General features: G+C 62.3%; 22 protein-coding genes. 4 read left to right on the top strand and 18 right to left on the bottom strand.

What is annotated here, in order from left to right; all coding sequences use genetic code 11:
• Window positions 1-71: 71 nt before the first annotated feature.
• Window positions 72-1,607: an MFS transporter gene (locus LPJGGPFB_RS17335; RefSeq protein WP_173421205.1), complete on the bottom strand. Its 1,536-nt coding sequence runs from the start codon at window positions 1,605-1,607 to the stop codon at window positions 72-74.
• Between the two features lie 168 nt (window positions 1,608-1,775).
• Here LPJGGPFB_RS17335 and LPJGGPFB_RS17330 point away from each other — a divergent pair, with 168 nt between their 5' ends.
• Entirely contained in the window at window positions 1,776-2,684 is a 909-nt protein-coding gene (locus tag LPJGGPFB_RS17330; RefSeq protein ID WP_173421204.1) for a LysR family transcriptional regulator, read from the top strand.
• Between the two features lie 91 nt (window positions 2,685-2,775).
• Here the strand turns inward: LPJGGPFB_RS17330 and LPJGGPFB_RS17325 are convergent, their stop codons facing one another.
• The 17 genes from LPJGGPFB_RS17325 to LPJGGPFB_RS17245 all read right to left on the bottom strand — a co-directional run bounded on the left by LPJGGPFB_RS17325 (window position 2,776) and on the right by LPJGGPFB_RS17245 (window position 18,658).
• Window positions 2,776-3,168, bottom strand: coding sequence for a hypothetical protein (locus LPJGGPFB_RS17325; RefSeq protein ID WP_173421203.1), 393 nt, complete (start codon window positions 3,166-3,168; stop codon window positions 2,776-2,778).
• 169 nt (window positions 3,169-3,337) lie between these two features.
• The gene (locus LPJGGPFB_RS17320; protein ID WP_173421202.1) at window positions 3,338-4,330 is read right to left on the bottom strand and encodes a dihydroxyacetone kinase subunit DhaK; all 993 of its coding nucleotides are present in this window, start codon (window positions 4,328-4,330) and stop codon (window positions 3,338-3,340) included.
• 59 nt (window positions 4,331-4,389) lie between these two features.
• Window positions 4,390-4,800, bottom strand: a complete 411-nt coding sequence (locus LPJGGPFB_RS17315) for a hypothetical protein (protein WP_173421201.1) — start codon at window positions 4,798-4,800, stop codon at window positions 4,390-4,392.
• 1 nt (window position 4,801) lies between these two features.
• Complete coding sequence (locus LPJGGPFB_RS17310; RefSeq protein WP_173421200.1) at window positions 4,802-6,394, bottom strand: putative PEP-binding protein; 1,593 nt, start codon at window positions 6,392-6,394, stop codon at window positions 4,802-4,804.
• Window positions 6,378-6,719, bottom strand: a complete 342-nt coding sequence (locus LPJGGPFB_RS17305) for an HPr family phosphocarrier protein (protein WP_173421199.1) — start codon at window positions 6,717-6,719, stop codon at window positions 6,378-6,380. Before LPJGGPFB_RS17305 ends, LPJGGPFB_RS17310 begins: the two co-directional genes overlap by 17 nt.
• Window positions 6,719-7,117: a dihydroxyacetone kinase phosphoryl donor subunit DhaM gene (gene dhaM / locus LPJGGPFB_RS17300; protein ID WP_173421198.1), complete on the bottom strand. Its 399-nt coding sequence runs from the start codon at window positions 7,115-7,117 to the stop codon at window positions 6,719-6,721. Before dhaM ends, LPJGGPFB_RS17305 begins: the two co-directional genes overlap by 1 nt.
• Complete coding sequence (gene dhaL / locus LPJGGPFB_RS17295; RefSeq protein WP_173421197.1) at window positions 7,114-7,728, bottom strand: dihydroxyacetone kinase subunit DhaL; 615 nt, start codon at window positions 7,726-7,728, stop codon at window positions 7,114-7,116. Before dhaL ends, dhaM begins: the two co-directional genes overlap by 4 nt.
• A gap of 27 nt (window positions 7,729-7,755) precedes the next feature.
• Window positions 7,756-9,396 carry a dihydroxyacetone kinase subunit DhaK gene (locus LPJGGPFB_RS17290; RefSeq protein ID WP_173421196.1) on the bottom strand — a complete coding sequence of 547 codons (1,641 nt, stop codon included), beginning with the start codon at window positions 9,394-9,396 and terminating at the stop codon, window positions 7,756-7,758.
• A 55-nt stretch (window positions 9,397-9,451) separates the two neighbouring features.
• Window positions 9,452-10,459, bottom strand: coding sequence for an ABC transporter ATP-binding protein (locus LPJGGPFB_RS17285; protein ID WP_173421195.1), 1,008 nt, complete (start codon window positions 10,457-10,459; stop codon window positions 9,452-9,454).
• Window positions 10,452-11,549: an ABC transporter ATP-binding protein gene (locus LPJGGPFB_RS17280; protein ID WP_173421194.1), complete on the bottom strand. Its 1,098-nt coding sequence runs from the start codon at window positions 11,547-11,549 to the stop codon at window positions 10,452-10,454. The genes LPJGGPFB_RS17285 and LPJGGPFB_RS17280 overlap by 8 nt, the downstream gene beginning before the upstream one ends.
• A 3-nt stretch (window positions 11,550-11,552) precedes the next feature.
• Window positions 11,553-11,765, bottom strand: coding sequence for a hypothetical protein (locus tag LPJGGPFB_RS17275; RefSeq protein ID WP_173421193.1), 213 nt, complete (start codon window positions 11,763-11,765; stop codon window positions 11,553-11,555).
• Window positions 11,762-12,715: a carbohydrate ABC transporter permease gene (locus tag LPJGGPFB_RS17270; RefSeq protein WP_077501717.1), complete on the bottom strand. Its 954-nt coding sequence runs from the start codon at window positions 12,713-12,715 to the stop codon at window positions 11,762-11,764. The genes LPJGGPFB_RS17275 and LPJGGPFB_RS17270 overlap by 4 nt, the downstream gene beginning before the upstream one ends.
• Complete coding sequence (locus LPJGGPFB_RS17265) at window positions 12,712-13,668, bottom strand: carbohydrate ABC transporter permease (RefSeq protein WP_173421192.1); 957 nt, start codon at window positions 13,666-13,668, stop codon at window positions 12,712-12,714. Before LPJGGPFB_RS17265 ends, LPJGGPFB_RS17270 begins: the two co-directional genes overlap by 4 nt.
• 101 nt (window positions 13,669-13,769) lie before the next feature.
• On the bottom strand, window positions 13,770-15,095 hold the full coding sequence (locus tag LPJGGPFB_RS17260; protein WP_173421191.1) for an ABC transporter substrate-binding protein: 1,326 nt from the start codon (window positions 15,093-15,095) through the stop codon (window positions 13,770-13,772).
• 302 nt (window positions 15,096-15,397) lie between these two features.
• Window positions 15,398-16,639, bottom strand: coding sequence for a saccharopine dehydrogenase family protein (locus tag LPJGGPFB_RS17255; protein WP_173421190.1), 1,242 nt, complete (start codon window positions 16,637-16,639; stop codon window positions 15,398-15,400).
• Window positions 16,640-16,680: 41 nt separating this feature from the next.
• A complete protein-coding gene (nspC, locus tag LPJGGPFB_RS17250) occupies window positions 16,681-17,778 on the bottom strand; it encodes a carboxynorspermidine decarboxylase (RefSeq protein ID WP_173421189.1) in 1,098 nt (365 codons plus the stop codon).
• A gap of 61 nt (window positions 17,779-17,839) precedes the next feature.
• On the bottom strand, window positions 17,840-18,658 hold the full coding sequence (locus LPJGGPFB_RS17245; protein ID WP_173421188.1) for a hypothetical protein: 819 nt from the start codon (window positions 18,656-18,658) through the stop codon (window positions 17,840-17,842).
• Between the two features lie 710 nt (window positions 18,659-19,368).
• On the opposite strand from LPJGGPFB_RS17245, the gene LPJGGPFB_RS17240 reads away from it, so the two are divergent.
• The 3 genes from LPJGGPFB_RS17240 to LPJGGPFB_RS17230 are packed head-to-tail and all read left to right on the top strand — an operon-like array spanning window position 19,369 to window position 22,292.
• On the top strand, window positions 19,369-20,415 hold the full coding sequence (locus tag LPJGGPFB_RS17240) for a LacI family DNA-binding transcriptional regulator (protein WP_173421187.1): 1,047 nt from the start codon (window positions 19,369-19,371) through the stop codon (window positions 20,413-20,415).
• Window positions 20,416-20,418: 3 nt separating this feature from the next.
• Entirely contained in the window at window positions 20,419-21,396 is a 978-nt protein-coding gene (locus LPJGGPFB_RS17235; RefSeq protein WP_173421186.1) for an ABC transporter permease, read from the top strand.
• Entirely contained in the window at window positions 21,396-22,292 is an 897-nt protein-coding gene (locus tag LPJGGPFB_RS17230; RefSeq protein WP_173421185.1) for a carbohydrate ABC transporter permease, read from the top strand. The genes LPJGGPFB_RS17235 and LPJGGPFB_RS17230 overlap by 1 nt, the downstream gene beginning before the upstream one ends.
• The last annotated feature ends 14 nt before the right edge of the window (window positions 22,293-22,306 follow it).

Raw genomic sequence — 22,306 nt, 5'->3', positions numbered from 1 at the left:
TGAATGGTCTTTTCGCCGCGCCGACGGGTTTTGTCGACGCGGCGAAGGCGGTTCGTGGTCTGTCGCGGACGTTACGACGATTTCGCCGTTGAACAGGCAAGTGCCGTTTCCGCCTTCGGGCGAAGACCGAAGACGAACAGGCTTGCGGCGGCCGATAGCCAGACACCGACCATGCCGTAGAGCATGACCCAGCCAAATCCCTCACTGAGCGCCGCATGGATGACGGTCTCCGACACGCCGTAGCCGGCGTCCAGCGTGCCGCCTGCGGAGATCTTTTCGGCGAGGCCGCGCAGTTCGCTTACGGTTATTTGTCCGGCAAATGAGCTTTGCAGCGAGGATAATACGCCTTCGACCAATATCAGGCCCATCAGGGCGATGTTGATCGCGAGCGAAATCATCCGGGCACTGGTGTCTATCCCCGAGGCCATGCCAACCCGTTCGGCGGCGACAGCACCGGTCGCGGCGTTGGTGACGGTGGTGTTGGTCAGGCCGATGCCGATGCCCGCGACCATGCATCCTGGAAGCATCGTCAGCCAGCTGGCGTCGGCATGGCTGCTGCCGATCTTCATCATCAGGAAGCCGAGGCCGATCGTGAACAGGCCGGCTGGGATCACGATCCCGGGACGGAAGCGCAGCATCAGGCGTTCGGCAAAAGGCGGGACGACGAGCGGGGGAAGCGTATAGGCGAGAAGTGCCACGCTCGCGGTGACGCCGTCATAGCCGAGGCCCGCCTGAAACCAGATCGGCAGATAGATCATGAACGGCCAGAAGCTGATGTTCATGCCCATCGATCCGAACAGGGCACCGGAGAAGCTGCGGACGCGGAACACCGAAAAATCGAACATCGGCCGGGCACTGACTTTTTCGGCAATGACGAAGCCGATCAGGCTGACGACGGCAAGGCCAAGGATCGACAATGCGGTCGGGCTGGCAAATCCGAGTTCGGGCCCTTGCGTGATGAAATAGGCGAGGCAGAAGACCGCGACTGACAGGGTGACGATGCCGGCGATGTCGAGGCGCTCGGCACCCGGATCGCGCGATTCCTGTACACCTGCGAGCGCCAGCGCCACCGCGACGCCCGCAAGCACGACGTGGACGAGAAACACCCATTCCCAGCTCAGGAGCGCGACTGTTGCGCCGCCGATGATCGGGCCGAAGCCGAGGCCCAGACCGAAGATGGTACCCCACCAGCTGAACGCGATGCCGCGCTGACGGCCGGATGGAAACTGGTGCGAAAGGACGGCGATCTGGCAGATCAGCATTACGCCGCCGGCCATGCCCTGGAGAAAGCGTGCGATGATCAACACTGAGGCGTTGTCGGTCAGCCCGCAGATCAGCGAAGCGATGCCGAAGGCGACAATGCCGGCGACGAAGATGCGCTTGCGGCCGTAGCGATCGGCCAGCGTTCCCGCGGCCATCAGCACGGCGGTGACGGCGATAGTGTAGGCGTTCATGATCCATTGCAGCTGTTTGAAGTCAGCGCCGAGGACCTGCTCCAGCGTTGGCAGGATCGCCGGGATGCTCGATATCTCCAGGCCGAACATCGCGGTGGAGAGGCAGACGGCTGCCAGTGCCAACGCGCTGCGGCGGTTGATGGGTTCGTTCATTCTCATGATCTTTCAATGCTGCGGCGGGATGAAGGACGCGCCGACGCCGGCTCTTCCATGCGCTCCGCGCGATTTGATCTCGATTGGCAGGGGCACCATAATCGGGCCTTGATCACAACTGAATTGTATGGATAGCTATTTCAGAGATAACAAAATCGGATAGATGCAATGATGACGCTGGATGTGGATGCGGTACAGGCCTTTGTCGCGATCGCCGATTTCCAGAGCTTTACCCGCGCGGCGGAGTTTCTCGGCAGCACGCAAGGGGCGATCAGCGTCAAGCTGAAGCGGCTTGAAGATCGGCTCGGCGTGCGGCTGCTGGAACGCACGCCAAGGCAGGTGCGTCTCTCGGCACAGGGCGCCGTCTTCATAGAGGGCGCACGGGAGTTCCTTGCGGCGCACGAGCGGGCGCTTGCCGGGCTTTCGTCCACGCGGCGCCGCTTCGGCCTCGGTATCGCGGCCCATGTGGCCGGGCCGGAAGTGCCGACATTGCTGGCGCGTCTTTATGCCCATGATCCGGGGCTGTGCATCGAGGTTCGGCTGGAAACGTCGCGAAATCTGCTTGGCGCCTTCGACCGCGGAGAGCTCGATGCCGTCATCATCCGGCGCGACGAGGATCGGCGCGACGGCGAGACGCTTGGGCCGGAACATTTCGGCTGGTTCGCGTCACCCGGTTTCAAGCGCGCGCCTGGCGAACCGCTTCGCCTTGCAGCGCTGGCGCCGCTCTGTGGTGTGCGCGATATCGCGACACGCGCGCTCGATGCGGCCGGCGTTCCCTGGGTGGAGGTGTTCGTCGGCGTGTCGACCGCCGTCAACGCCGCCGTCTCGGCGGGCCTCGCGGTCGGCCCGTTCTCCTGCCGCCTTGCGCCTTCCGATACGATCGAAGTCAGCAAGCAGTTTGGCCTGCCGCCGCTTCCGTCCTCGGAGATCGTTCTGCATTCGACTTTGACCGACGCGCGGTCCCGCAAGGCCCTGCAAACTCTAGCTGCCGCCTTCCGTGAGCGGCACGCAGTCTCAACTGAATCCGACATGTCGGCACAAAAGACATGGCCGAAGATCGAACTTGCGGCGTCCTGAGGACTGCGGGCGCGACTCATTTTTGGAGGTCGTGTCCGCCGCCATTAGCGGCTGGAGCGTCCCCGCCTGTGAGGACGCTGTGGGCGGACAATTACCGCGTGGTGGCGAAGCGTCGCTGTTCCAGACCGATCCTGCGCGCCGGTGCCGCCGGCGCCTTGACCCAGCCTTGGCCGGTCGGCACTTTTCTGTCTGGCTTGCTGGCGCTTGGCCCCTTCAGCCAGCGGATGATGGCCTCGAAGCCGTGTTTGGCGAGGCGTTTCGTGATCCGCAGGCTGTCGTCATCGAGATCGCAGGCGAGGCCAATTTCCTTCCAGTCGAGCTTGTTGCCGGTCTGGGGCGGCATTGCGCGCCTGACCACGAAATCCAGCATGTAATGGCGCAGGTTGTCGTAGTCGTGCTTGGGAAGGGCGCGGGCGAGCCGCAGCTCGCAGAACGATTCAATCTTTTGATGAAAATTGTGAACCGGGGCAGTCAATGGGGGCATGTCACTTGCAACTCATACGTGGTTAGCCGGCGAGACGCCGGGGTACGGGCAGCTAAGTGAATCGCGTTAATGAAGCGTTTCGCCGGTCAGAGATTGCAACGCGCCTGTGCGTACCATGCGGCAGAGGCGGCCAATCTTCATGCGTGACAGGAAGTCCCAAGGCTCGGGTTTACGACCACCGCAGCGCTGCAGTCATTACGGGGAAGTCCCACAATTGCAGCTCTTCCGCCGTCAGAAGAGCGAGCGTGATCGACAGACCCTGCATGTCGAGCGACGTGACATAGGTCCCGACCAGTGAGCGCTCGATGACAATGCCCTGTTTCTCCATGAAATGGCGGGCGGCGTTGTACGCCAGGTAAAGTTCGGCAGGTGGGGTTCCGCCAAGGCCGTTGACGAAGAGCAGCGCCTTGGCGCCGGGCTGCATCGCGATGTCGCCGACGATGGTTTCGCAGAGTTGGTGGACGATTGCGTCCGAGGCGGCGAAGGGCTGCCTCGAATGCCCGGGCTCGCCATGGATGCCGATCCCGACTTCCATTTCGCCCGCGCCGAGTGCGAAGGTGGTGCGTTGCGTGTGCGGAACAGTCACGCCGTTGAGTGCGACGCCCATCGATCGTATCCGCGCGCTCAATCCGTCTCCGAGCTGTTTCAACGCCTGCAAGGGCATGCCCTGCTCGGCGGCCGCGCCTAGCAGTTTCTCGACGACGAGCGTTCCGGCAACGCCGCGCCGCCCATGCCCTTCGCCGACCCGCGCCGTTTCGATGTCGTCGGCAACGATCACGGTTGCGATGTCGTGGCGGCCCGCCGCCATCTCCATCGCCATCTCGAAGTTCATGATGTCGCCATCGTAATTCTTGACGATCAGCAGGCAGCCATTGCCGCTGTCCGTCTCTTCGATGGCGCTGATGATCTGGCTCGGCGTCGGCGAGGTGAAGACGTGGCCGACGCAGGCGGCGTCCAGCATACCCTGGCCGACAAAGCCGATGTGCATCGGCTCGTGGCCGGCGCCGCCGCCGGAGATGACGGCGACCTTGCCGGGCTGAAGATGCCGCCGCCGAACGCATCTTTTGTCCGCTCCGAACACGACGAACGTCTCATGGGCACGCACGAAGCCTTCGACGCTTTCGGCCGCCATGGTTTCCGCAGTGTTCATAAACTTCTTCATCGAGCCCCTCCCAAGGCGACGACTGTCTTACTGTTCAGCGGTGGGCCTGTATGTGGACGTCATTCCGGTCCACCCGAGATCGCGGCGATCTTCTGCACGAGTTCGGAGATCGCCTCCTCCAGCAACCGGTTCCGTCGCTCGTCACCAAAATCGGGGACCATCAGCGACAGGTGACGCAGCTTTTCCGACGACCCGAGCTCCGGCAGTTTTCCGGGATGCGCATTCTGGTAGGCAGCAAGGAACCGTTCCTGCTCGGCAGCGCTGAAATGGCAGACGCGAAAGATCGTCGCGAGATGACGGGCAGGCAGCGGCGTCGCATAGGTCGGACTGGTGATCTGCGTGACGAAGCTGCGGTGTTTTCCAAGCTCGGTCGCGAGCCGCTGGCGGGTCCCGGATGGCCGGTTGTCGATGATCTGCGCCAGAATGGATTTGTAGGCGATGATGGCGTCTTCGTTGTCTTCGCGCGCCATTCTAGTCTCCGGCTGCCCTGGTCCCGTCGGCATTCAGCCCGACAAGCACCGATCCTATCGCGGGACGTTGTGCCGGCGCCACGGAAAAATGTCTGAGCCCGGCAGCGAGCAGCGCCGGCAGGAAGGACGGATTGCCGGCCATGTCCCCGCAAATACTGGCGGGCTTGCCGGCGCTCAGCGCCATTGCTTGGGCAATGAGGCGCAGAACAGCCGCAGCCGCCTTGTCGCGATAATCCCTGATGTCGGAGCCATCGCGAGCCGATGCCGCCAGGTACTGCGCAAGATCGTTGGTGCCGAAGGAAAAGAACTCGGCGTTGTCGAATGTATCGAGCATCAGGGCTGCGGCCGGCACTTCCACCATCATGCCGATCTGTGGAATGCGATGGGCTATCTTGCGGTGAAGCAGCAACTCGGCTTCCTGGGCAAAGATCTGCCGCATGCCGTCGATCTCGGAAGGAAAAGTCACCATCGGCAGTAGCACACGCAGGTTGCCGAAAGGGGCGGCACGCAGGAGGGCCCGGGCCTGAACCCGGGCGATTTCCGGCCTGGCGAGAAGCAGCCGGATCCCGCGCATGCCCATGGCGCCCGTACCGTCGTCGAGGCCAGCGAGCGGTTTGTCGCCACCGATGTCGAGCATGCGGATCGTCACGGGCTCGCCACACGCCCATTCCAGCGCGCGCCGATAGATCCGGAACTGCTTGTCTTCGTTGGCTGCGTCCGCAAGCGAGCGCACGGCGAATTCCGAGCGCATCAATCCGATCCCCGCAGTCGTCGTCGCGCCGATGCCGTCGATCTCCGAGGGGTCGTTGACATTGATCGACAGCAGGATGGGGACGCCGTCCGATGTCTGCAGCTTGCCATGGTCAATCGCAGCTGCGTGGGTCTGTGATGGCACGCGCGCCGGCGCCGACGACAGACCCTCAGCTTGTTCATCGAGAAAGACCATGCCGGCATCGCCGTCAATCCGCACCTGGCTGTCCGTGGCCACGTCAAATCGATCGCAGCCGACCACCATCGGGATGGATTTCGCGCGGGCAAGCAGCGCGACATGGCCGGCGGCGCTGCCGCCAAAAAGCACGATGCCGCCCCCTGCGGACCAATCATGGCCCAGAAACCGGCTCGGCTCGATGTCCTTGCCGACGAAGATCGAGCCGGCTGGAAAGTCTTCGATGGGTGTGCCGGACCATATGCCGAGCACGCGGTTCTTGATGTCGAGGATATCGACGGCTCGGGCGCGCACTTCTTCCTCATCGGCACCCTCGAGTTCGGCAACATGGGCATCGATGGCGGCCACCCAGGCGAAGACGCTGTGCTCTCCGGCGCTGACGCGTTCCTCGGTCATTTCTGCAATCGTCGGATCACGCAAGACCTCGATCTGGAAATCGATGATACCCCTGCTGTCGCCGTCCACTCGATCGGCAAGATCCTGAAGTGCAGCGACCGCGGTTTCGACGGCCTGCGCCAGCGTACCTGGGTCGGATGCCCGTGGCGCAACAGGCATGGGGACCAATGTCGGCCTTTCCGCGAGATAGACCGGGCCGGATGCTGTGCCGGGGGAGGCGCCTGTCGCCTGGAGCTTACGTGGTGCGGCCATGCTTCTTGTCTTCATCGAAGTTTCGCTCGATGAGTTCCTTGAGCGCGCGGATCGCTTCCTCGGCGAGAACGCCATCCGCCCGGATCCTGAGGATCGAACCCTTCCTGATCCTCGCGCCCATGATCTTGATGATGCTCTTGCCGTTCAGCCATATGTCGCTGCCGTTGACGGCGACTTCGATCGAACAGGGAAATGACTTCGCAAGCCGGGTAAAGGTCACGGACGGGCGCGCATGCAGCCCCACGCCATGCTTGACCTCGATTTCCGTCTGGCACTTGGCAGCCAATGGTTCGACCTCTCCTATGGTTAGCCTCGATCCGCTCATCAGGGCGATAGCTCCTCGGCAGTCGCGACGACCTTGGAAAGCGAGGCGCCGCCCGAGGCTTCGGCCGCGGCCATGACCGCACCCTCGACAAGCGGCGCGTTGCAGATCGACACCCTGGCAGAACGGGGCGCCCCCAGCATTTCGATGGCCATTTCGCTGTTGGTCTCGGCACCGCCGAGATCGACGAAGACGGCAACGCCGGCCTCCGACCAGGCGCTTTCGATCGCCCGCAGAATGCCGGCGGCATCGGTGCCGAGTTCTCCGTGAACATTGCCGCCGGACCAGGCTAGCGGCACGCTATCGCCCACCATCTGCCTGACCATGTCGGCGATGCCCCGCGCCACCAGCGGCGAGTGAGAGACGATGACGATGCCCACGTTCATGGTCGTTGCGGTCATTCCGGGCGGTTCTCCTCAAGGTACCGGCAAATGGCTACGGTCAGCAGGGCGCAACTCGACGCACCCGGATCGACATGGCCGATCGATCGGTCGCCGAGATAGGCCGCGCGGCCGCGCATCGCCTTCATCGGGGCGGTGTCGTTGGCGGACAGTTCGGCCCGGCTGGCTATATCCGACAGCCGGGAGCGGTGTGCAAGTGCATCCTGCACCGGATAGAGCACGTCGAGCAGGGTCTTGTCGCCGGCGGTCGCCCGGCCCCGCCGCGCCACTGCATCGATAGCGCGCTTCAGGATGATCGGAAACGCACCACCTGCCTCCTGGGTGCGAAGTTCGCGGCCCATTTCCATAAGCAATGTCCCATAGAGCGGCCCGGCTGCGCCGCCGATGTTCATCACCAGCGTCAAGCCGATCTTCTCGACGGCATCGGGCAAAGGCAGGCTGGAAAGATTGGCTTCCTCGGCGCTGACTGCCTCGCAGCCGCGCCGCATGTTGGTGCCGTGGTCTCCGTCGCCGATGGCGCGATCGAGCGCGCACAGATGGTCGCTGTTGGCCGCAATAGTCGCGCGGCAAACTTCGATCAAGCCGGCAATCAGCTTCGGTTCCGTCTGCACCAGCGTCCTCCCAGCCGCGTCGCCGCCTTATGCCATGGCCGCCGCGACCTCGAACACGCCGGCAACCGCCACCGCGCCCGGATCCGGCACGCCTTCGAGATCCTTCTCGCCGACATAGGAAGCGCGGCCGGCCTTGGCCTTCTTCATGGTCCTGGTCGATTCCGCGCCGGCGGCCGCAGCTTCTGCCGCTGCCGCAACGCTTCCCGAGGTCAGGGCCTTGAGTGCCGGGGCAAGCGCGTCGACCATGGTGCGATCGCCGACCTCGGCGCCACCATAGAACGTCATCCGGTCAAGCCCGGCAAGCAGCGCCGCTGCGATATCCGCCTTTTCCGTCATCGCCTTGGCGGCAGCGGTGAAGAAGATCGACAGAAGCACGCCACTTGAGCCGCCCATGCTGGTGCTGAGGATATCGCCGATCGACGCCAGTGTTGCTGCCGGCTGCTTTAGCGGCAGACCCGACAGCCGGGCCAGGACGCTGCGCGCTCCGGTGGCAACCGTCGAACCGGTGTCGCCATCGCCGACACGGCCGTCGAGCCTGTTGAGTTCGCCCTCGAGCGAGACCAGATGTTCGCAGAGCGCCGCGATCAGCCGCTTCGTGCGCTCGTCGTCGCTGGCCGCAGCCGCGCCATTGGATTTGGCGGCGACCTTCGGTGCGGGAAGCACGACGATGGCGTGGCGCTCGACAACGGGAATCCAGGCATGCGGCGCGACCGCTGCCGCAAGCGCTGCCTCACGGCTGTCGTCCAGCGCAATGAGCGAGAGCGAGAAGCCGTTCATGTTGAGCGCCGTCATCATCGGCGCCGGCCCGATGATCAGCTTGACGCTGGCGGCAAGCGGGGACGACAGCACGGCATTGGCAATAACGCTCATTTCCAGCGGTGGCACGGCGCCGAGATTGTTGATCAACAGCGCGTGCGGCCCTGCCTCGCGCTGCGCTGCCGCAAGTCGCGCAGTCATGGTGGCGACGATATCGGCGACCGGCTGAAGCGCGATGCGTTCGACGCCCGGCTCGCCGTGGATGCCGAGCCCCAGCTCGCCTTCAGCCTCGCCGAGGCGATCTTCGTGCGCCTGGCCGGGCACGCTGCAGGTGCTGAGCGACATGCCGAGCGAAATGATGTCGCCGGCGGCGCTAGCGGCGTGGGCTGCGACCGATGCCAGGTCCTCGCCCGCCTCGGCATGAAAGCCGGCGATCTTGTGGACGAACAGCGTGCCGGCGACGCCGCGCGGCTGGTTGATATCCGGTATGGCGATATCGTCGGCGACAATGACCATGTCGACGTCGAAGCCTTCGGCCCGTGCCTTTTCCGCCGCAAGGCCGAAATTCAGCCGGTCGCCGGTATAGTTCTTGACGATCAGCAAGGCGCCCTTCGGACCGGTGACCGCCCGGATCGCTGTCAGCACCGCGTCGACGCTTGGCGAGGCAAAGATTTCGCCCGACACGGCCGCTGTCAGCATGCCCTTGCCGACGAAACCCGCATGCGAGGGTTCGTGTCCGGCGCCGCCGCCGGAAATGATCGCCACCTTCGACTTGTCCCAGTCGGCGCGCAGGATCACCTTGATCTCGGGGAAGGTATCCAGACGGGCAAGGCGTCCCGCACCGCTGGTCAAAAGCAGACCATCGACCGCTTCGGTGACGATGTTTTCCCGACGATTGAAGAAATGTTTCATGGAATGATACCCGTCTGTTTGTCGTTGCATGCCGTCTTTGTTTGACCTTTGCGGCTCAGACGAGCCGTTGTCCACCCGCATCGAAATAGAGCGGATCGCGAAGCGTCAGATTGATCCGGTCGCCCGGCCTGATCTCGATATAGGGATCGGCGAGGGTGACGAGCTTGTGATCGCGAACGCGGATGTGCAGATGGTTCTGGTCGCCCAGATGCTCGATCCAGTCGACCTGCGCATTGGCATTCTGGCTGACGGCGATCTCGAGATGTTCGGTCCTTGCCCCGATCGTCTTCGTGCCCGCGGGTGGTGCGGCGCCTTCGAGCAGGTCGGCAGGCAACAGGTTGATGTGCGGCTGGCCGAGCCGGGCCGCGACATGCAGGTTGGCGGGATTGGAGTAGATTTCCCGCGGGGTGCCGACCTGCATCAGCTTTCCCTCCGCCAGAATGCCGATACGGTCGGCCATGGTCATCGCCTCCACCTGGTCATGGGTGACGTAGAGCAATGTCGAGCCCAACTCCTTCTGGATGCGCTTCAGCTCCAGCCGCAGTTCCGAGCGCAGCTTGGCGTCGAGCGAGGAGAGGGGCTCGTCCATGAGATAGATCGACGGTCTGCGCACCAGAGCGCGACCGATGGCAACGCGCTGCATCTCGCCACCGGAAAGCCGCGTCGAGCGGCTTTCCAGCTTGTGGTCGATCCGCACCATGCGGGCAATCTCGCGCACCCGCCGGTCTATCTCCTCGTTGGACAGTTTGCGGACCGGTGCCTTTAGGGGGAAGGCCAGGTTTTCGTAAACTGTCATGTGCGGGTAGAGCGAATACTGCTGGAAGACGAACGCGACATCCCGTTCGGCCGGTGCCTGACCGGCGACGTCCCGGCCGCCGAGCTCGACGCGGCCATTGTCCGGCTTCTCGAGGCCGGCGATGAGCCGAAGCGTCGTCGTTTTGCCGGCTCCTGTCGGGCCCAAGAGCACGACGAACTCGCCGTCGCGGATCGCAAGATCGAGGCCGCTGATGGCCTGGTTGTCGCCGAAGCGCTTGTTGAGACCTTTGAGAACAACGTCAGCCATGCTGGCCTCCCGAATAAAGCGATGAGGCGACCGCGCGACCGGACTTGCAATCGAAGAGCGTGAGGTTGGCGGGGGTGAATTCCAGTCCGACGGTTTCGCCGATCTGGAAATTGCGGTTCGCCGGCACGCGCGCCTTGATCAGCCCGTTACCAGTTTCGATAGCTACGACCTGATTGGTTCCGAGATACTCGCTGCCGTAGACAGCCCCGCGCAGCGGTGAGGCATCGCTGAAGCGGATATGCTCCGGCCGCACGCCGAGCGCGAGTTCACCGACCGCAACATCCTGATGGATCTCCGGCACGATGACGTCGACGCCGTTGAGCGAAATTGCGGATGCGCCCCTTTTCAGGCCGGATGTGAAACGTAGAAAGTTCATCGGCGGCGAGCCGATGAAGTCGGCGACGTACATGCTCGCCGGCTTGCGGTAGATCTCCTGTGGCGTGCCGAATTGCTCGATGACCCCATGGTTCATCACCGCGATCTTGTCGGCCATCGCCATGGCTTCGTGCTGGTCGTGGGTGACATAGACCGTCGTTGCGTGCACGCGGTTGTGCAGCTCTCTCAGCTCATGGACCATCACCTCGCGGAACTCCGCATCGAGCGTACCGAGTGGCTCGTCCATCAGAAAGCATTTCGGCCGCCGCACGATCGCCCGACCGAGGGCGACGCGCTGCCGGTCGCCACCGGCAAGGCCCGAGACGGAGCGGTCGAGGATATGGCTGATCTGCAGGAGCCGTGCGGTCTCTTCGACGCGCTCGCGGATTTCCGCCCTGGGCATGCCCTGGGACAGCAGCGGGAAGCCGATGTTCTTGCGCACGTTCATATGCGGGTAGAGCGCAAAGAGCTGAAAGACGAAGGCGATGTCGCGGGCGCTGGCCCGGTTGAAGGTGACGTCCTCGCCGTCGAGATAGATCTTGCCGCTCGTCGGCAATTCGAGCCCGGCGATCATGCGCAGCGTCGTCGTCTTGCCGCATCCAGAGGGTCCGAGAAGCGCCAGGAACTCGCCGTCGTTGACGACGAAGCTCGACTCCTTGACCGCGACGAAATCGGCGAATTCCTTGCGCAGGTTTTCAATTCTGATCTCGGCCATCGGTCACTCCGGAAATTTCGAAACGATGATGAACATCACCGTGCCGGCAAGCAGCGTTACGAGCGAGTAGGTGTAGAGCACCAGCGCAAACGGCTGGAACAGCATCAGAAAGCCGGTGGCGATCAGCACGGTCGCGATGTTTTCCATTGGGCCGCGCCGGAAGAAGAACGGCCGCTTTGGAGAGGTCTTGGTAGGTGTCCGGGTCAGATCTGTCATTTGCGCACCGCTCCAAAGGTGATGCCGCGCAGCAATTGCTTGCGTAGGAGAATGGTGAAAACCAGGATCGGGACCAGGAAGATCGTCGTGCCGGCCGCAACGGCCGGCCAGTCCTGGCCGCCTTCGCCGATGATCGTCGGGATGAACGGCGGCGCGGTCTGTGCCTGGCCCGAGGTCAGGAGTGCCGCGAAGGCATATTCGTTCCAGGCGAAGATCAGGCAGAAGATGGCGGTTGCCGCGATGCCGGTGGTTGCCTGCGGCAACACCACCTTTCGAAACGCCTGCAGCCGGGTATAGCCGTCGATCATCGCTGCTTCCTCGTATTCCCGCGGGATTTCGTCGATGAAGCCTTTCAACAGCCAGACGGCGAGCGAGACGTTGACGGCCGTGTAGAGCAGGATCATGCCGAGCGCTGTATCGGAGAGCCCGAGCTCGCGGTACATAAGGTAGATCGGGATCGCGACGGCGATCGGCGGCATCATGCGCGTCGACAGGATGAAGAACAGCAGGTCGTCGGCAAGCGGCACCTTGAAGCGCGAGAAGCCGTAGGCGGCCAGCGTTCCGAGGAAGACGGCAAGGAAGGTCGAGCCGAACGCGATCACCAGCGAATTGACGAAGCGCGGCAGGAAGTTCGACGGACCGGCGATCACCATGTTGCGTTTGCGCGTGACCTCGTCGCACGTGCTGGTCGGTTCCGGCAGGGCGGCGATGTAATCAGGCGTCTGCCGCGTCCTCGTCGTGAACAGGTTGCAATAGCCTTCGAGCGTTGGGGTGAAGACGATCTTGGGCGGATAGCTGATCGAATCCGGCGGCGACTTGATGCTGGTCAGGAAGATCCAGACGAGCGGGATCAGCGTGATCAGGGCGTAGACGATGACGATCGTGCCGGCCACGCGTTTGCTGGTGTCGCTCGGCGCGACGACCGAATGGGCGGTGTTGGCGGAGCTCATCGTTGTTTCACCTTGTTGAGGGCTTTGACGTAGATGTTGGCAAGGCCGAACACCGCAACGAAAAGAATGATCGCGAAGGCGGACGCCCGGCCGGTTGCCCAGCTCTCGAACGCCGCACGCTTGAGTGTGATCGAAGCGACTTCGGTGACGGACCCTGGGCCGCCGCCGGTCAGCAGCGTTACCATGTCGAACATCTTGAAATTCTCGATGCCGCGGAAAAGAACAGCGAGCATGATGAAGGGAAGGGCCATCGGCACGGTAATCGACCAGAACTGCCGCCAGCTGGAGGCGCGGTCGACTTCGGCAGCCTCGTAGATGTAGTCCGGGATCGAGCGCAGCCCGGCGAGGCAGATCAGCATCACATAAGGGGTCCACATCCAGGTATCGACGATGATGATCGCCCAGGGCGCCAGCGAGACGTCGCCGAGCATCCGGATCTCGGAGGTCGGAATGCCGGTGACCATCGAGGCGGCATAGGCGAACAGGCCGATCTGCGGCTCATAGAGGAAGCGCCAGAAATTGCCGACCACGGCCGGCGAAAGCATCATCGGGATCAGGATGATCGTCGTCCAGAAGGCGTGGCCGCGAAACTTGCGGTCGATGAGATAGGCGAGCGCAAAGCCGATGACGGTCTGCAGCACGATCGTCCAGAAGACGAAATGGGCCGTCGTCTGCATCGCCTGCCAGATATCGGGGTCGGTCAGGACGCGTTGGTAGTTCCTGAGGCCGACGCCTTCGACGACTGCGTTCGGGCGATTGGCCCGATAGTTGGTGAAGGACAGATAGATTGCCCAGAGCAGCGGGAAAATATTGATCGCCAGCAGCAGGGTGATGGCAGGGGCGATGAAAGCCCAGGCGATCGCCCTGTCGGAGAGGCCGCGTACCCGCCGGGCAATGGGCGCCGGCGTTGCCATCGCGGCCGTCTCGGCGATGGAGGAATGGGAAAGGGTCAAGGTATCACCTGGTCTTTTGGGTCGGGATTTCGAGGCGGCCCGCAGCGATTGCCGATGGGGCCGCCCTTAGCGGCACGAGATCTCCGGGTTTAGAGCCCGGACTAGATCTTGCCGTCTTCCTCGAACACCTCGGTCCAATCCTTCACCAGGCCGTCGAGCGCTTCCTTGGCGGTGCCGTTGCCGGCGACGACATAGTTGTGCACGCGTTTCTGCATGTCCTGGAGCAGGGAGGCGTAGCTCGGCTCGGCCCAGAAATCCTTGACGATCGCCATGGAGTCGAGGAACGCCTGGGCGTAGGGCTGGCTGGAGGCAAAGCCCGGTGCGTTGACGACAGCCTTCAGGCAGGAGTAGCCGCCGAGTTCCCACCACTTGGCCTGCACGTCAGGCTGGGCGAACCACTTGATGTATTGCAGCGCTGCATCGCGCTTTTCAGAGTAGGACACGACCGATATGCCCTGTCCGCCGAGTTGGGCGAAATGTGCTTTTTCGGCCGGATTGGGGAAGAAGCCGATGCGATCGCCACCGACCTTCTCGTCCTTGTAGAGACCGGGCCAGGTGAAGGCGAAGTTCATCTGCATTGCCACCTGCCCCGATTTGAAGGCATCGGCGGATTCGACCATGTAGACGTTGGAGCTGCCGGGCGGTGTGCAGCAATCGTAGAGCGCCTTGTAGAATTCGAGGCCCTTCACCGCGTCGGGAGAATTGACGAAGCCTTCCATCTCGTAGGGCTTCTTCGGGTTCTCATACTGGAAACCCCAGTCGTAAAGCACGTTGGTGACACCCATGGTGATGCCTTCCGAGCCGCGCTCGGTATAAATCGAGGCACCATAGACGGTCTTGCCGTCGACTTCGCGCTTCTGGAAGAATTCGGCGATCTGCTTCAGCTGATCGTAGGTTTTCGGCGGGCCGAGATCCCAACCGTATTTCTCCTTGAATTCCTTCTGCAGTTCCGGCTTTTCGAACCAGTCCTTGCGGTAGGTCCAGCCGACGACGTCGCCCATTGCCGGTAGCGCCCAGTAATTCGGCGTGTTCTTCGGCCATTCGGAATAGCCGACAACGGTCGCCGGCACGAAGTCATCCATCTTGATGCCTTCCTTGTCGAAGAACTCGTTGAGCTTGACGTAGTGGCCGTTCTCCGCCGCGCCGCCGATCCACTGGCTGTCGCCGATGATCAGGTCGCAGAGTTTGCCTTGGGAGTTGAGTTCGTTGAGAAAGCGGTCGGCATAGCTGGTCCACGGCACGAATTCGAACTTCATGTCGATCTTGGTCTTGGCGGTGAAATCCTTGGACAGCTCGACCAGAGCATTTGCCGGGTCCCAGGCGGCCCAGCACAGTGTCAGTTGTTCGGCCTTGGCCGCATTCGGCAACGCTGACGACAGGGCAAGCGCCGAGGCGAGCCCGAGAAGGGCTTTCAATTTCATCTGCATGAGTTCCTCCCAGAACTGAAAAAGCCGGCTCCCCGCCAGCGTCGAAACGGTATCGACTTCAATGAATGCTCACATGAACTCCTCACGTGTCATGTTTAGCAATATGTTTAGTGAACAGTATTTTTATAAACAAAGCAAGCGCCAATCGTTGCTGCGTTGCACACAGGGCGTGGGGTGGGCGCTACGCGAAAGGCTGGGCCCGAAAGCGGCAAGGCCCGGTCACCTCACGGCGGCCGGGCCTCGTCTTCAGGTTAGCGGGCTATCGCAGAGGGATAGCTGCTGGAGATCGACCGTCTATGGTCTCAGGAGAACGTCAAGGCGCGGTCGCCGTCCGCATCCTTGATGCGGGTGGGAAGTCCGATCCGGTTGAGGATGTCGAGGAACGGGCGCGGCGGCAGTTCCTCGACGTTGACCATCTGCTTCACGTCCCATTCGCCCGATGCAATCAGCATGGCGGCAGCGACCGGCGGTACGCCGGCGGTGTAGGAGATGCCCTGCGATCCGACTTCTTCGAAGGCTTCCTTATGATCGGCCACGTTGTAGATGAAGACTTCGCGTTCCTCGCCGTCCTTCAATCCCTTCACGAAATCGCCGATGCAGGTCTTGCCCTGGTAGTTCGGTGCCAGCGACGACGGATCCGGCAGCACGGCCTTGACCACCTTGAGCGGCACGACCTCGAGGCCTTCGGCAGTTTTCACCGGCTGCTCGGACAGGAGGCCGAGGTTTTTCAGGACGGTGAAGACGTTGATGTAGTGATCGCCAAAACCCATCCAAAAGCGGACGTCGGCGCCGTCCATGTGCTTTGCCAGCGAATGAACCTCGTCGTGGCCGGTCATGTAGGCCTTGCACTTGCCGACCACCGGCAGGTCATATTCCTTGCCGACCTCGAACATCGAATTGGTCTGCCACTGGCCGTTCTGCCAGGAATAGACGACGCCGGTGAATTCGCGGAAGTTGATCTCGGGGTCGAAGTTGGTGGCGAAGTATTTGCCATGGCTGCCGGCATTGATATCGACGATATCGACGGCGGTGACCTTGTCGAAATACTCATCCTTGGCGAGGCGTGCATAGGCGTTGACCACGCCCGGGTCGAAGCCGACGCCGAGGATGGCGGTGATGCCTTTTTCCTTGCACTCCTGCGCACGCTGCCATTCGTAGTTTCCGTACCACGGCGGCGTTTCGCAGATCTTCTTCGGGTCTTCGTGGATCGCGGTGTCCATATAGGCAGCACCGGTATCCATGCAGGCGCGCAGCACCGACATGTTGACGAAGGCGGAGCCGACATTGATGACGATGCCGGCCCGGGTCTTTTCGATCAGCGCCTTCGTTGCCTCGACATCCATGGCATCAAGCGCATGGGCTTCGAGTGTCACGTCGGTCTTCAGGCTCTTCTTTTCGCGGACCGAGGCGACGATCGCGCGGCACTTTTCGACCGTTCTGGATGCGATATGGATGTCTCCCAGTACATCGCAGTTCTGCGCGCACTTATGCGCCACGACCTGAGCCACGCCACCGGCGCCGATGATGAGAACGTTCTTCTTCATTTCGGGTGATTTTTCCTTCTTTTATGGGGGTATGACGAGCCTTAGGAGAGGCTCTGTTCGTAGTCGGCGAATGAAAATTCGCGGACGAGCCTGACGCTGCCGTCAAGCTCTCTGACGGCGATCGACGGCATGCCGACGCCGTTGAACCAGTTCTTCTTGACCATGGTGTAGCCGGCCGCATCCTGGAACGAGACGCGGTCTCCGACTTTCAGGGGCTCTGGAAAGCGGAACTCGCCGAAGATATCGCCGGCAAGGCACGATTTGCCGCAGACCATGATGCTGTGCGGTCCGGCATTCGGCTCGACCTTGGCGCTTTCGCGGTAGATCAGGAGGTCGAGCATGTGCGCCTCGATCGAGCTGTCGACGATGGCGAGGTCCTTGCCGTTGTTGAGCGTGTCGAGGACGGTGGTCTCAAGCGTCGTGCTGCGGGTGATCGCTGCTTCGCCGGGCTCCAGATAGACCTGGACGCCGTGACGGCCGGAAAAGGCCTTCAAGCGCTCGCAGAAGGCGTCGACCGGATAGTCGTCGCCGGTAAAATGAATGCCGCCACCGAGACTGACCCAGTCGGCGCGGGAAAGCAGTCCGCCGAACCTTTCCTCGATCTCGCCCAGCATCCGGTCGAACAGGCCGAAATCCCTGTTCTCGCAGTTGTTGTGGATCATGAAGCCGCTGATGCGGTCCATTACGGTCTCGATCCGCGCCGCATCCCATTCGCCGAGCCGGCTGAAGGGGCGGGCGGGGTCGGCGAGGTCGAAGCTGGATGAGCTCATGCCCGGATTGAGGCGCAGCCCGCGGGCAATGCCGGACGCCTTGTCGGCGAAGCGGTCGAGCTGGCCGATCGAGTTGAAGATGATCTTGTCGGCATGGCCGATCACCTCGTCAATTTCATTGTCGCCATAGGCGACGCTATAGGCATGGGTTTCGCCGCCGAATTTTTCGCGGCCGAGCCGCACCTCGTAGAGTGAGGAGGACGTCGTACCATCCATGTATTCGCGCATCAGATCGAAGACCGACCATGTGGCGAAGCATTTGAGCGCGAGCAGCGCCTTGGCGCCGGATTTTTCGCGCACATAGGCGATCTTCTCCATGTTGCGAAGGAGCTTCGCCTTGTCGATCAGATAGTAGGGGGTCTGGATCATGATGTGCCTTGTGTCTTTAAGATGTCTTCGGATGCTTGGGCTGTCGGTGGGCAGGCCAGGGTTATCTGACGGTTAGCCCCAGCGCCCGCCGCTTCATGGCGCGGGCGGCAAGCGAGATATTGACCGAGCTTTTGGAGCGATAGTTCATGGCCAACGTGCCGACGTTACCCGCCTCGCCGATCATCGGTGCGGTGGGCAGTTGTTCGGGCAACGAAGATTGGTTGGCAGCCGGTGTCGGGCAGAACTCTTCGCCCCTGATCGAGCCTAGCCAGATCAATTCGTGTTCGGCCTTTTGCCTCAGGACGGCGGCAGCCTCAAGAAAATCCGCTTGCGCGGCCGCATCCTGCGGGTCGAGGCGAAGGCGTTCCTGGCTGGCATGGATCGCGGTCGCAATGCCATGTGGATCGCACTTCGGTCTGCGCCACAGCAGATATCGTCCGTCGATCAGGTCGATGTAGTCGTCGAGCATGGCGACGGGCAGCGGTTCTGCGGCAAATGGTCCAAAAAACTGGAACGGGTCGGCGGCGGATGCCGGTTCAAAGCGCGCGCCGGTGTCGTGCGACGTTTCGGGCTCGAAGTCGACAATGCGGGCGACCGACACGGGGATCTGCGGCCAGTTCGAAAGCGCCTGCTCGGCAACGTGGCATTTCAGGTCGGCGTCGCAGCGAAGCGAATGGATGATGGCGAGGCTGGTGCGTGCCGCCGCGTCGAGCTCGAATTGCTCTGGGCCGTCTGCGCAAGCAGCCCGTCGTGTGCTTTTCAGCGTGTTGCAATCGAACAGCTCGGCGAGCGCCGCCCGGCTTTCGCCGAGCGCGGTTGCGATGTCGAACGCGGTAAGCAGGCCGGAGCGCCAGCCGGCAGTTTGGGGAAGATTTTTCATTACATGCTGTCGAGAGCTAAGGCCTGCTCGCTATCAGGAAGTCCGCTTATGGCGGTGCGAGGCGGCGATCGATTTCATCGTCTCAGCTAACAGGGAGATAGCTGGGATGGCGTGACATGCCCCGGTCGCGCACGGTAAAAGCCGCGGCCGGGTTACGATCCCGCTTTGAGGCGCACGGGTTCTCGAAGGGCATATGAAGTCACGATCAGCATGCCACTATCGTAAATGCGACGGCGCATAAGTCAAGGCGATGGGCCCGGTGTGCGCAAGCGCCGCACTCTCCGGCGTGGCTTTCGGTCATCGATGCGGCTTCCCGAACGGGGCATGCGCGGCGCCAGAACGTACGAGAAAATGAGGAGTAGCAAAAAATCGCGGCGGTCATGCGAATCTTGGAAGAGCGATCCCTCTCGGGCTTCAGTTCTGGTTTTGCATTGATTGAGAACCGGGCGCCGTGCTGTCACATTATGACGGTCGCTTGATGTGCAGCCATCCTCCCGGCTGCGAGAGCGATGTTCCCTCTGGAGGTTACACCTCTCGCTTTGCGTGGAGGTCATATCTCTCACTTTGAGGCCGCCGGTTCTACGGTGGCCTTTTTCTTTTTGACACCACAACAAGACCGGCAAAACCACGTCCGAAATCGGGTGGACTTGCGGACTCGAAATCTCCGTGGTAACGTTCCCACGAATTCATGCCATGGGAGGGCGTGTGGAATGCAGCGGAGGCGGCCGACGATCATTGACGTCGCGCGAAAGGCGGGGGTGTCGAAGAGCACCGCCGGCCGGGCACTCTCCGGCGCGTCCAATGTTACGGACGAGGCGCGCGAGCGTGTGCTCGAGGCCGCCCGTGCCGTCGGCTATGAGCGCAACGATCTGGCCGTCGGCATGCGCTCCGGCCGCACAGGTCTGCTCGGCCTTGTCATTCCTGATATCACCAATCCGTTCTGGGCCGAGGTGGCGCGCGGTGCGCAGGACCGCGCGGCCGAAAACGGCACTTCGCTCCTGGTGTTTTCCTCCGATTGGGATCATGGCCGCGAGGCGAGCCATCTGCGTGCCCTGCGGCAGGCGCGGGTCGATGGCGCCATCATCAATCCGGTTGCCGACAGCTTCGACGATCTCGACAGGTTCGGGCTGCCCTTCGTGCTGATCGGTTCGAGTGCTGAACGTTTTCCGGCCAATTCTTCCGTCGGTTCCGATATTGCCCAGGCGGTCAGGCTCGGCATGGACCATCTGGTGTCCAAGGGGCATCACGCGCCGGCGCTGATCCTCGGGCCGAAATCGCGTATCGCGCGGGCCCGGTTTCTGCGCACTTTTCATGAACATTGCGTCGAGCGCGACATCGACCCGGCAGCACTGCCGATGGAAGATGGCGAATATACCGTCGAAGGCGGGCGAACCGCGATGATGCGGCTGCTTGCACGCGACCGGGTCGGCCATCTCGCGGTTTTCGCGGCCAACGATCTGATGGCGCTCGGCGCCATGGTCGCCGTGCGCGAAGCCGGTCTGCGTTGCCCGGAAGACGTCTCCATCCTCGGCTTCGACGGCATTCCCGCAGGCGCATTTTCCTGGCCGGGACTGACGACGGTCGCCAAGCCTGGGCGCGAGATCGGCGTGCGCGCCGTCGATTGCCTGTTTGATGAAATCGCCGGCCGCCCGGAGCATGGGCGGGTGTTCATGCCATGCCGGCTGATCGAGCGCGGCTCATTGGCCGATCTGTCGCTCAACCAGCCCAGACGCGCAGCAAGCTCCGGGAGGGGGTAAGCAATGACCAATCGTGACGAGGCGGTGATGTCGCCTAAATTTGGGAACGTTCCCAAATCGAGCGCGCGCCGCAGGCAGGGGCGCGTTGCGGTCGCTGCCGATGGCTGGCGCCGGTGGTGGCCCTATTACGTCATGATGGCGCCGGGCATCCTGTTCTTCCTCATCTTCCATTACCTGCCGATCTGGGAGGCGCGCATTGCCTTCGAACAGGTCCGCATCGTGCCACCCAACATCTGGGTCGGCATCAAGCATTTCCAGGTGCTGTTCTCCTCGCCGGTGTTCTGGCAGGTGCTGGCCAACACCTTGATCATCTCGGCCATGAAGATGGTGTTCTTCCTACCGGTGCCGATCATCGTCGCGCTACTTTTGAACGAGGTTCGCGGCGGTTCGCTGCGCAAGTTCATCCAGTCGGCGATCTATCTGCCTCACTTCCTGTCCTGGGTGGTGATCGCCGGCATCTTCATCGCAGCGCTGTCGCCGACCGATGGCGCCGTCAACAATATCATGGGCATGGCCGGCATCGCGCCGCGTTCGTTCATGACCGATACCGGCGCCATCCGCTGGGTGCTGGTGTTCACCGAGATCTGGCGTTCGGCCGGTTGGGACAGCCTGCTTTATCTCGCCGCCATCATCGCCATCGACCAGCAGCTTTATGATGCCGCCGAGATCGACGGCGCCAACCGCTGGCAGAAGATCCGCCACGTCACGCTGCCCGGCATCGTACCGACGATCGCGACGCTGTTCATCCTCAATGCCGGCATGTTCCTCAACGCCGACCTCAATCAGGTGATCAACCTCTCTAACGACGTGGTGCGCAGCAAGATCGATATCGTCGACACCTATGTCTACCGCATCGGGCTGCAGACCGGCGAATACTCGCTGGCAACGGCCGCAGGCCTCTTCAAGGCCGTGCTCGGCACGATGATGATCGTGATCGCCCATTTCGTTTCCAAGCGTCTGACCGGAAAGGGAGTCTGGTAATGGCCCTGTCGCGCAAGACCCCGATCGAACGCATCGAATATGCGATCATCGTCTCGACGCTGCTGCTGCTCGTCGTCGTCACCGTCCAGCCGATCCTCAACCTGCTCGCCGTCTCGCTGTCGAACCCGGCAAAGGTGCCGGGCATGAGCGGGCTGACCATCATCCCTCGAGGGTTCTCCTTCGAGGTCTGGAGTGTTCTGCTGCAGCACCCCAATGTGCAGCGCGGCATCTTCAACTCGATCTTCATCACCGCTGTCAGCACCGTGATCGGCGTGGTCGGTACCGCGCTGATGGCCTGGGGGCTTTCAAGGCCCGGCCTGCCGGGTCGCAAGGCGCTGTTTATCCTCGTGCTCGTCACCATCGTGTTCGAGCCGGGCATCATTCCCGACTATTTCGTCAACAAGCGCCTGGGCCTCCTCGACAGCTACTGGTCGGTGATCCTCTTCAAGGCGGTCAATGCCTGGTATCTGATCATCCTCATCCGTTTCTTCGAGGAGATCCCGCAGGAACTGCTGGAGGCTGCCGAACTGGATGGCGCCAACCCGTTCCAGGTGTTCTGGCATCTGGTGCTGCCGCTCGCCAAGCCGGCGCTCGCCACCATCTCGCTGTTCTATCTCGTCTTTCACTGGAACGAGTTCTTCCGCGCGATGATCTATCTGAACGATCAGGGCAAATGGCCGTTGCAGGTGGTGCTGCGCCAGTTCGTCATCGATGGCGACAAGGTCGCGATCGTTGGCGCCAACAACGCCAGCAACAACACCGGCGCCAGCCAGATCGATCTGAGATCGCTGAAAGCCGGCATGATCCTGCTCACCATCGTGCCGATCCTGGCGATCTACCCGCTGATCCTGAAATTCTTCACCAAGGGAACCATGAGCGGCGCGCTCAAGGGGTGACGAAGACACGCGTT

Source organism: Ensifer adhaerens (genome assembly GCF_013283195.1).
Classification (GTDB): domain Bacteria; phylum Pseudomonadota; class Alphaproteobacteria; order Rhizobiales; family Rhizobiaceae; genus Ensifer; species Ensifer adhaerens_G.
The sequence above is the reverse complement of the archived record's forward strand: the minus strand, read 5'-3'. Positions and strand labels throughout refer to the sequence as shown.

Excerpts from the sequence above, each read along its gene's own strand:
- LPJGGPFB_RS17335 (WP_173421205.1), bottom strand. The coding sequence starts at position 1,607 with ATGAACGAACCCATCAACCGCCGCAGCGCGTTGGCACTGGCAGCCGTC.
- LPJGGPFB_RS17330 (WP_173421204.1), top strand. The coding sequence starts at position 1,776 with ATGATGACGCTGGATGTGGATGCGGTACAGGCCTTTGTCGCGATCGCC.
- LPJGGPFB_RS17325 (WP_173421203.1), bottom strand. The coding sequence starts at position 3,168 with ATGCCCCCATTGACTGCCCCGGTTCACAATTTTCATCAAAAGATTGAA.
- LPJGGPFB_RS17320 (WP_173421202.1), bottom strand. The coding sequence starts at position 4,330 with ATGAAGAAGTTTATGAACACTGCGGAAACCATGGCGGCCGAAAGCGTC.
- LPJGGPFB_RS17315 (WP_173421201.1), bottom strand. The coding sequence starts at position 4,800 with ATGGCGCGCGAAGACAACGAAGACGCCATCATCGCCTACAAATCCATT.
- LPJGGPFB_RS17310 (WP_173421200.1), bottom strand. The coding sequence starts at position 6,394 with ATGGCCGCACCACGTAAGCTCCAGGCGACAGGCGCCTCCCCCGGCACA.
- LPJGGPFB_RS17305 (WP_173421199.1), bottom strand. The coding sequence starts at position 6,719 with ATGAGCGGATCGAGGCTAACCATAGGAGAGGTCGAACCATTGGCTGCC.
- dhaM (WP_173421198.1), bottom strand. The coding sequence starts at position 7,117 with ATGACCGCAACGACCATGAACGTGGGCATCGTCATCGTCTCTCACTCG.
- LPJGGPFB_RS17290 (WP_173421196.1), bottom strand. The coding sequence starts at position 9,396 with ATGAAACATTTCTTCAATCGTCGGGAAAACATCGTCACCGAAGCGGTC.
- LPJGGPFB_RS17285 (WP_173421195.1), bottom strand. The coding sequence starts at position 10,459 with ATGGCTGACGTTGTTCTCAAAGGTCTCAACAAGCGCTTCGGCGACAAC.
- LPJGGPFB_RS17280 (WP_173421194.1), bottom strand. The coding sequence starts at position 11,549 with ATGGCCGAGATCAGAATTGAAAACCTGCGCAAGGAATTCGCCGATTTC.
- LPJGGPFB_RS17275 (WP_173421193.1), bottom strand. The coding sequence starts at position 11,765 with ATGACAGATCTGACCCGGACACCTACCAAGACCTCTCCAAAGCGGCCG.
- LPJGGPFB_RS17270 (WP_077501717.1), bottom strand. The coding sequence starts at position 12,715 with ATGAGCTCCGCCAACACCGCCCATTCGGTCGTCGCGCCGAGCGACACC.
- LPJGGPFB_RS17260 (WP_173421191.1), bottom strand. The coding sequence starts at position 15,095 with ATGCAGATGAAATTGAAAGCCCTTCTCGGGCTCGCCTCGGCGCTTGCC.
- LPJGGPFB_RS17255 (WP_173421190.1), bottom strand. The coding sequence starts at position 16,639 with ATGAAGAAGAACGTTCTCATCATCGGCGCCGGTGGCGTGGCTCAGGTC.
- nspC (WP_173421189.1), bottom strand. The coding sequence starts at position 17,778 with ATGATCCAGACCCCCTACTATCTGATCGACAAGGCGAAGCTCCTTCGC.
- LPJGGPFB_RS17245 (WP_173421188.1), bottom strand. The coding sequence starts at position 18,658 with ATGAAAAATCTTCCCCAAACTGCCGGCTGGCGCTCCGGCCTGCTTACC.
- LPJGGPFB_RS17240 (WP_173421187.1), top strand. The coding sequence starts at position 19,369 with ATGCAGCGGAGGCGGCCGACGATCATTGACGTCGCGCGAAAGGCGGGG.
- LPJGGPFB_RS17235 (WP_173421186.1), top strand. The coding sequence starts at position 20,419 with ATGACCAATCGTGACGAGGCGGTGATGTCGCCTAAATTTGGGAACGTT.
- LPJGGPFB_RS17230 (WP_173421185.1), top strand. The coding sequence starts at position 21,396 with ATGGCCCTGTCGCGCAAGACCCCGATCGAACGCATCGAATATGCGATC.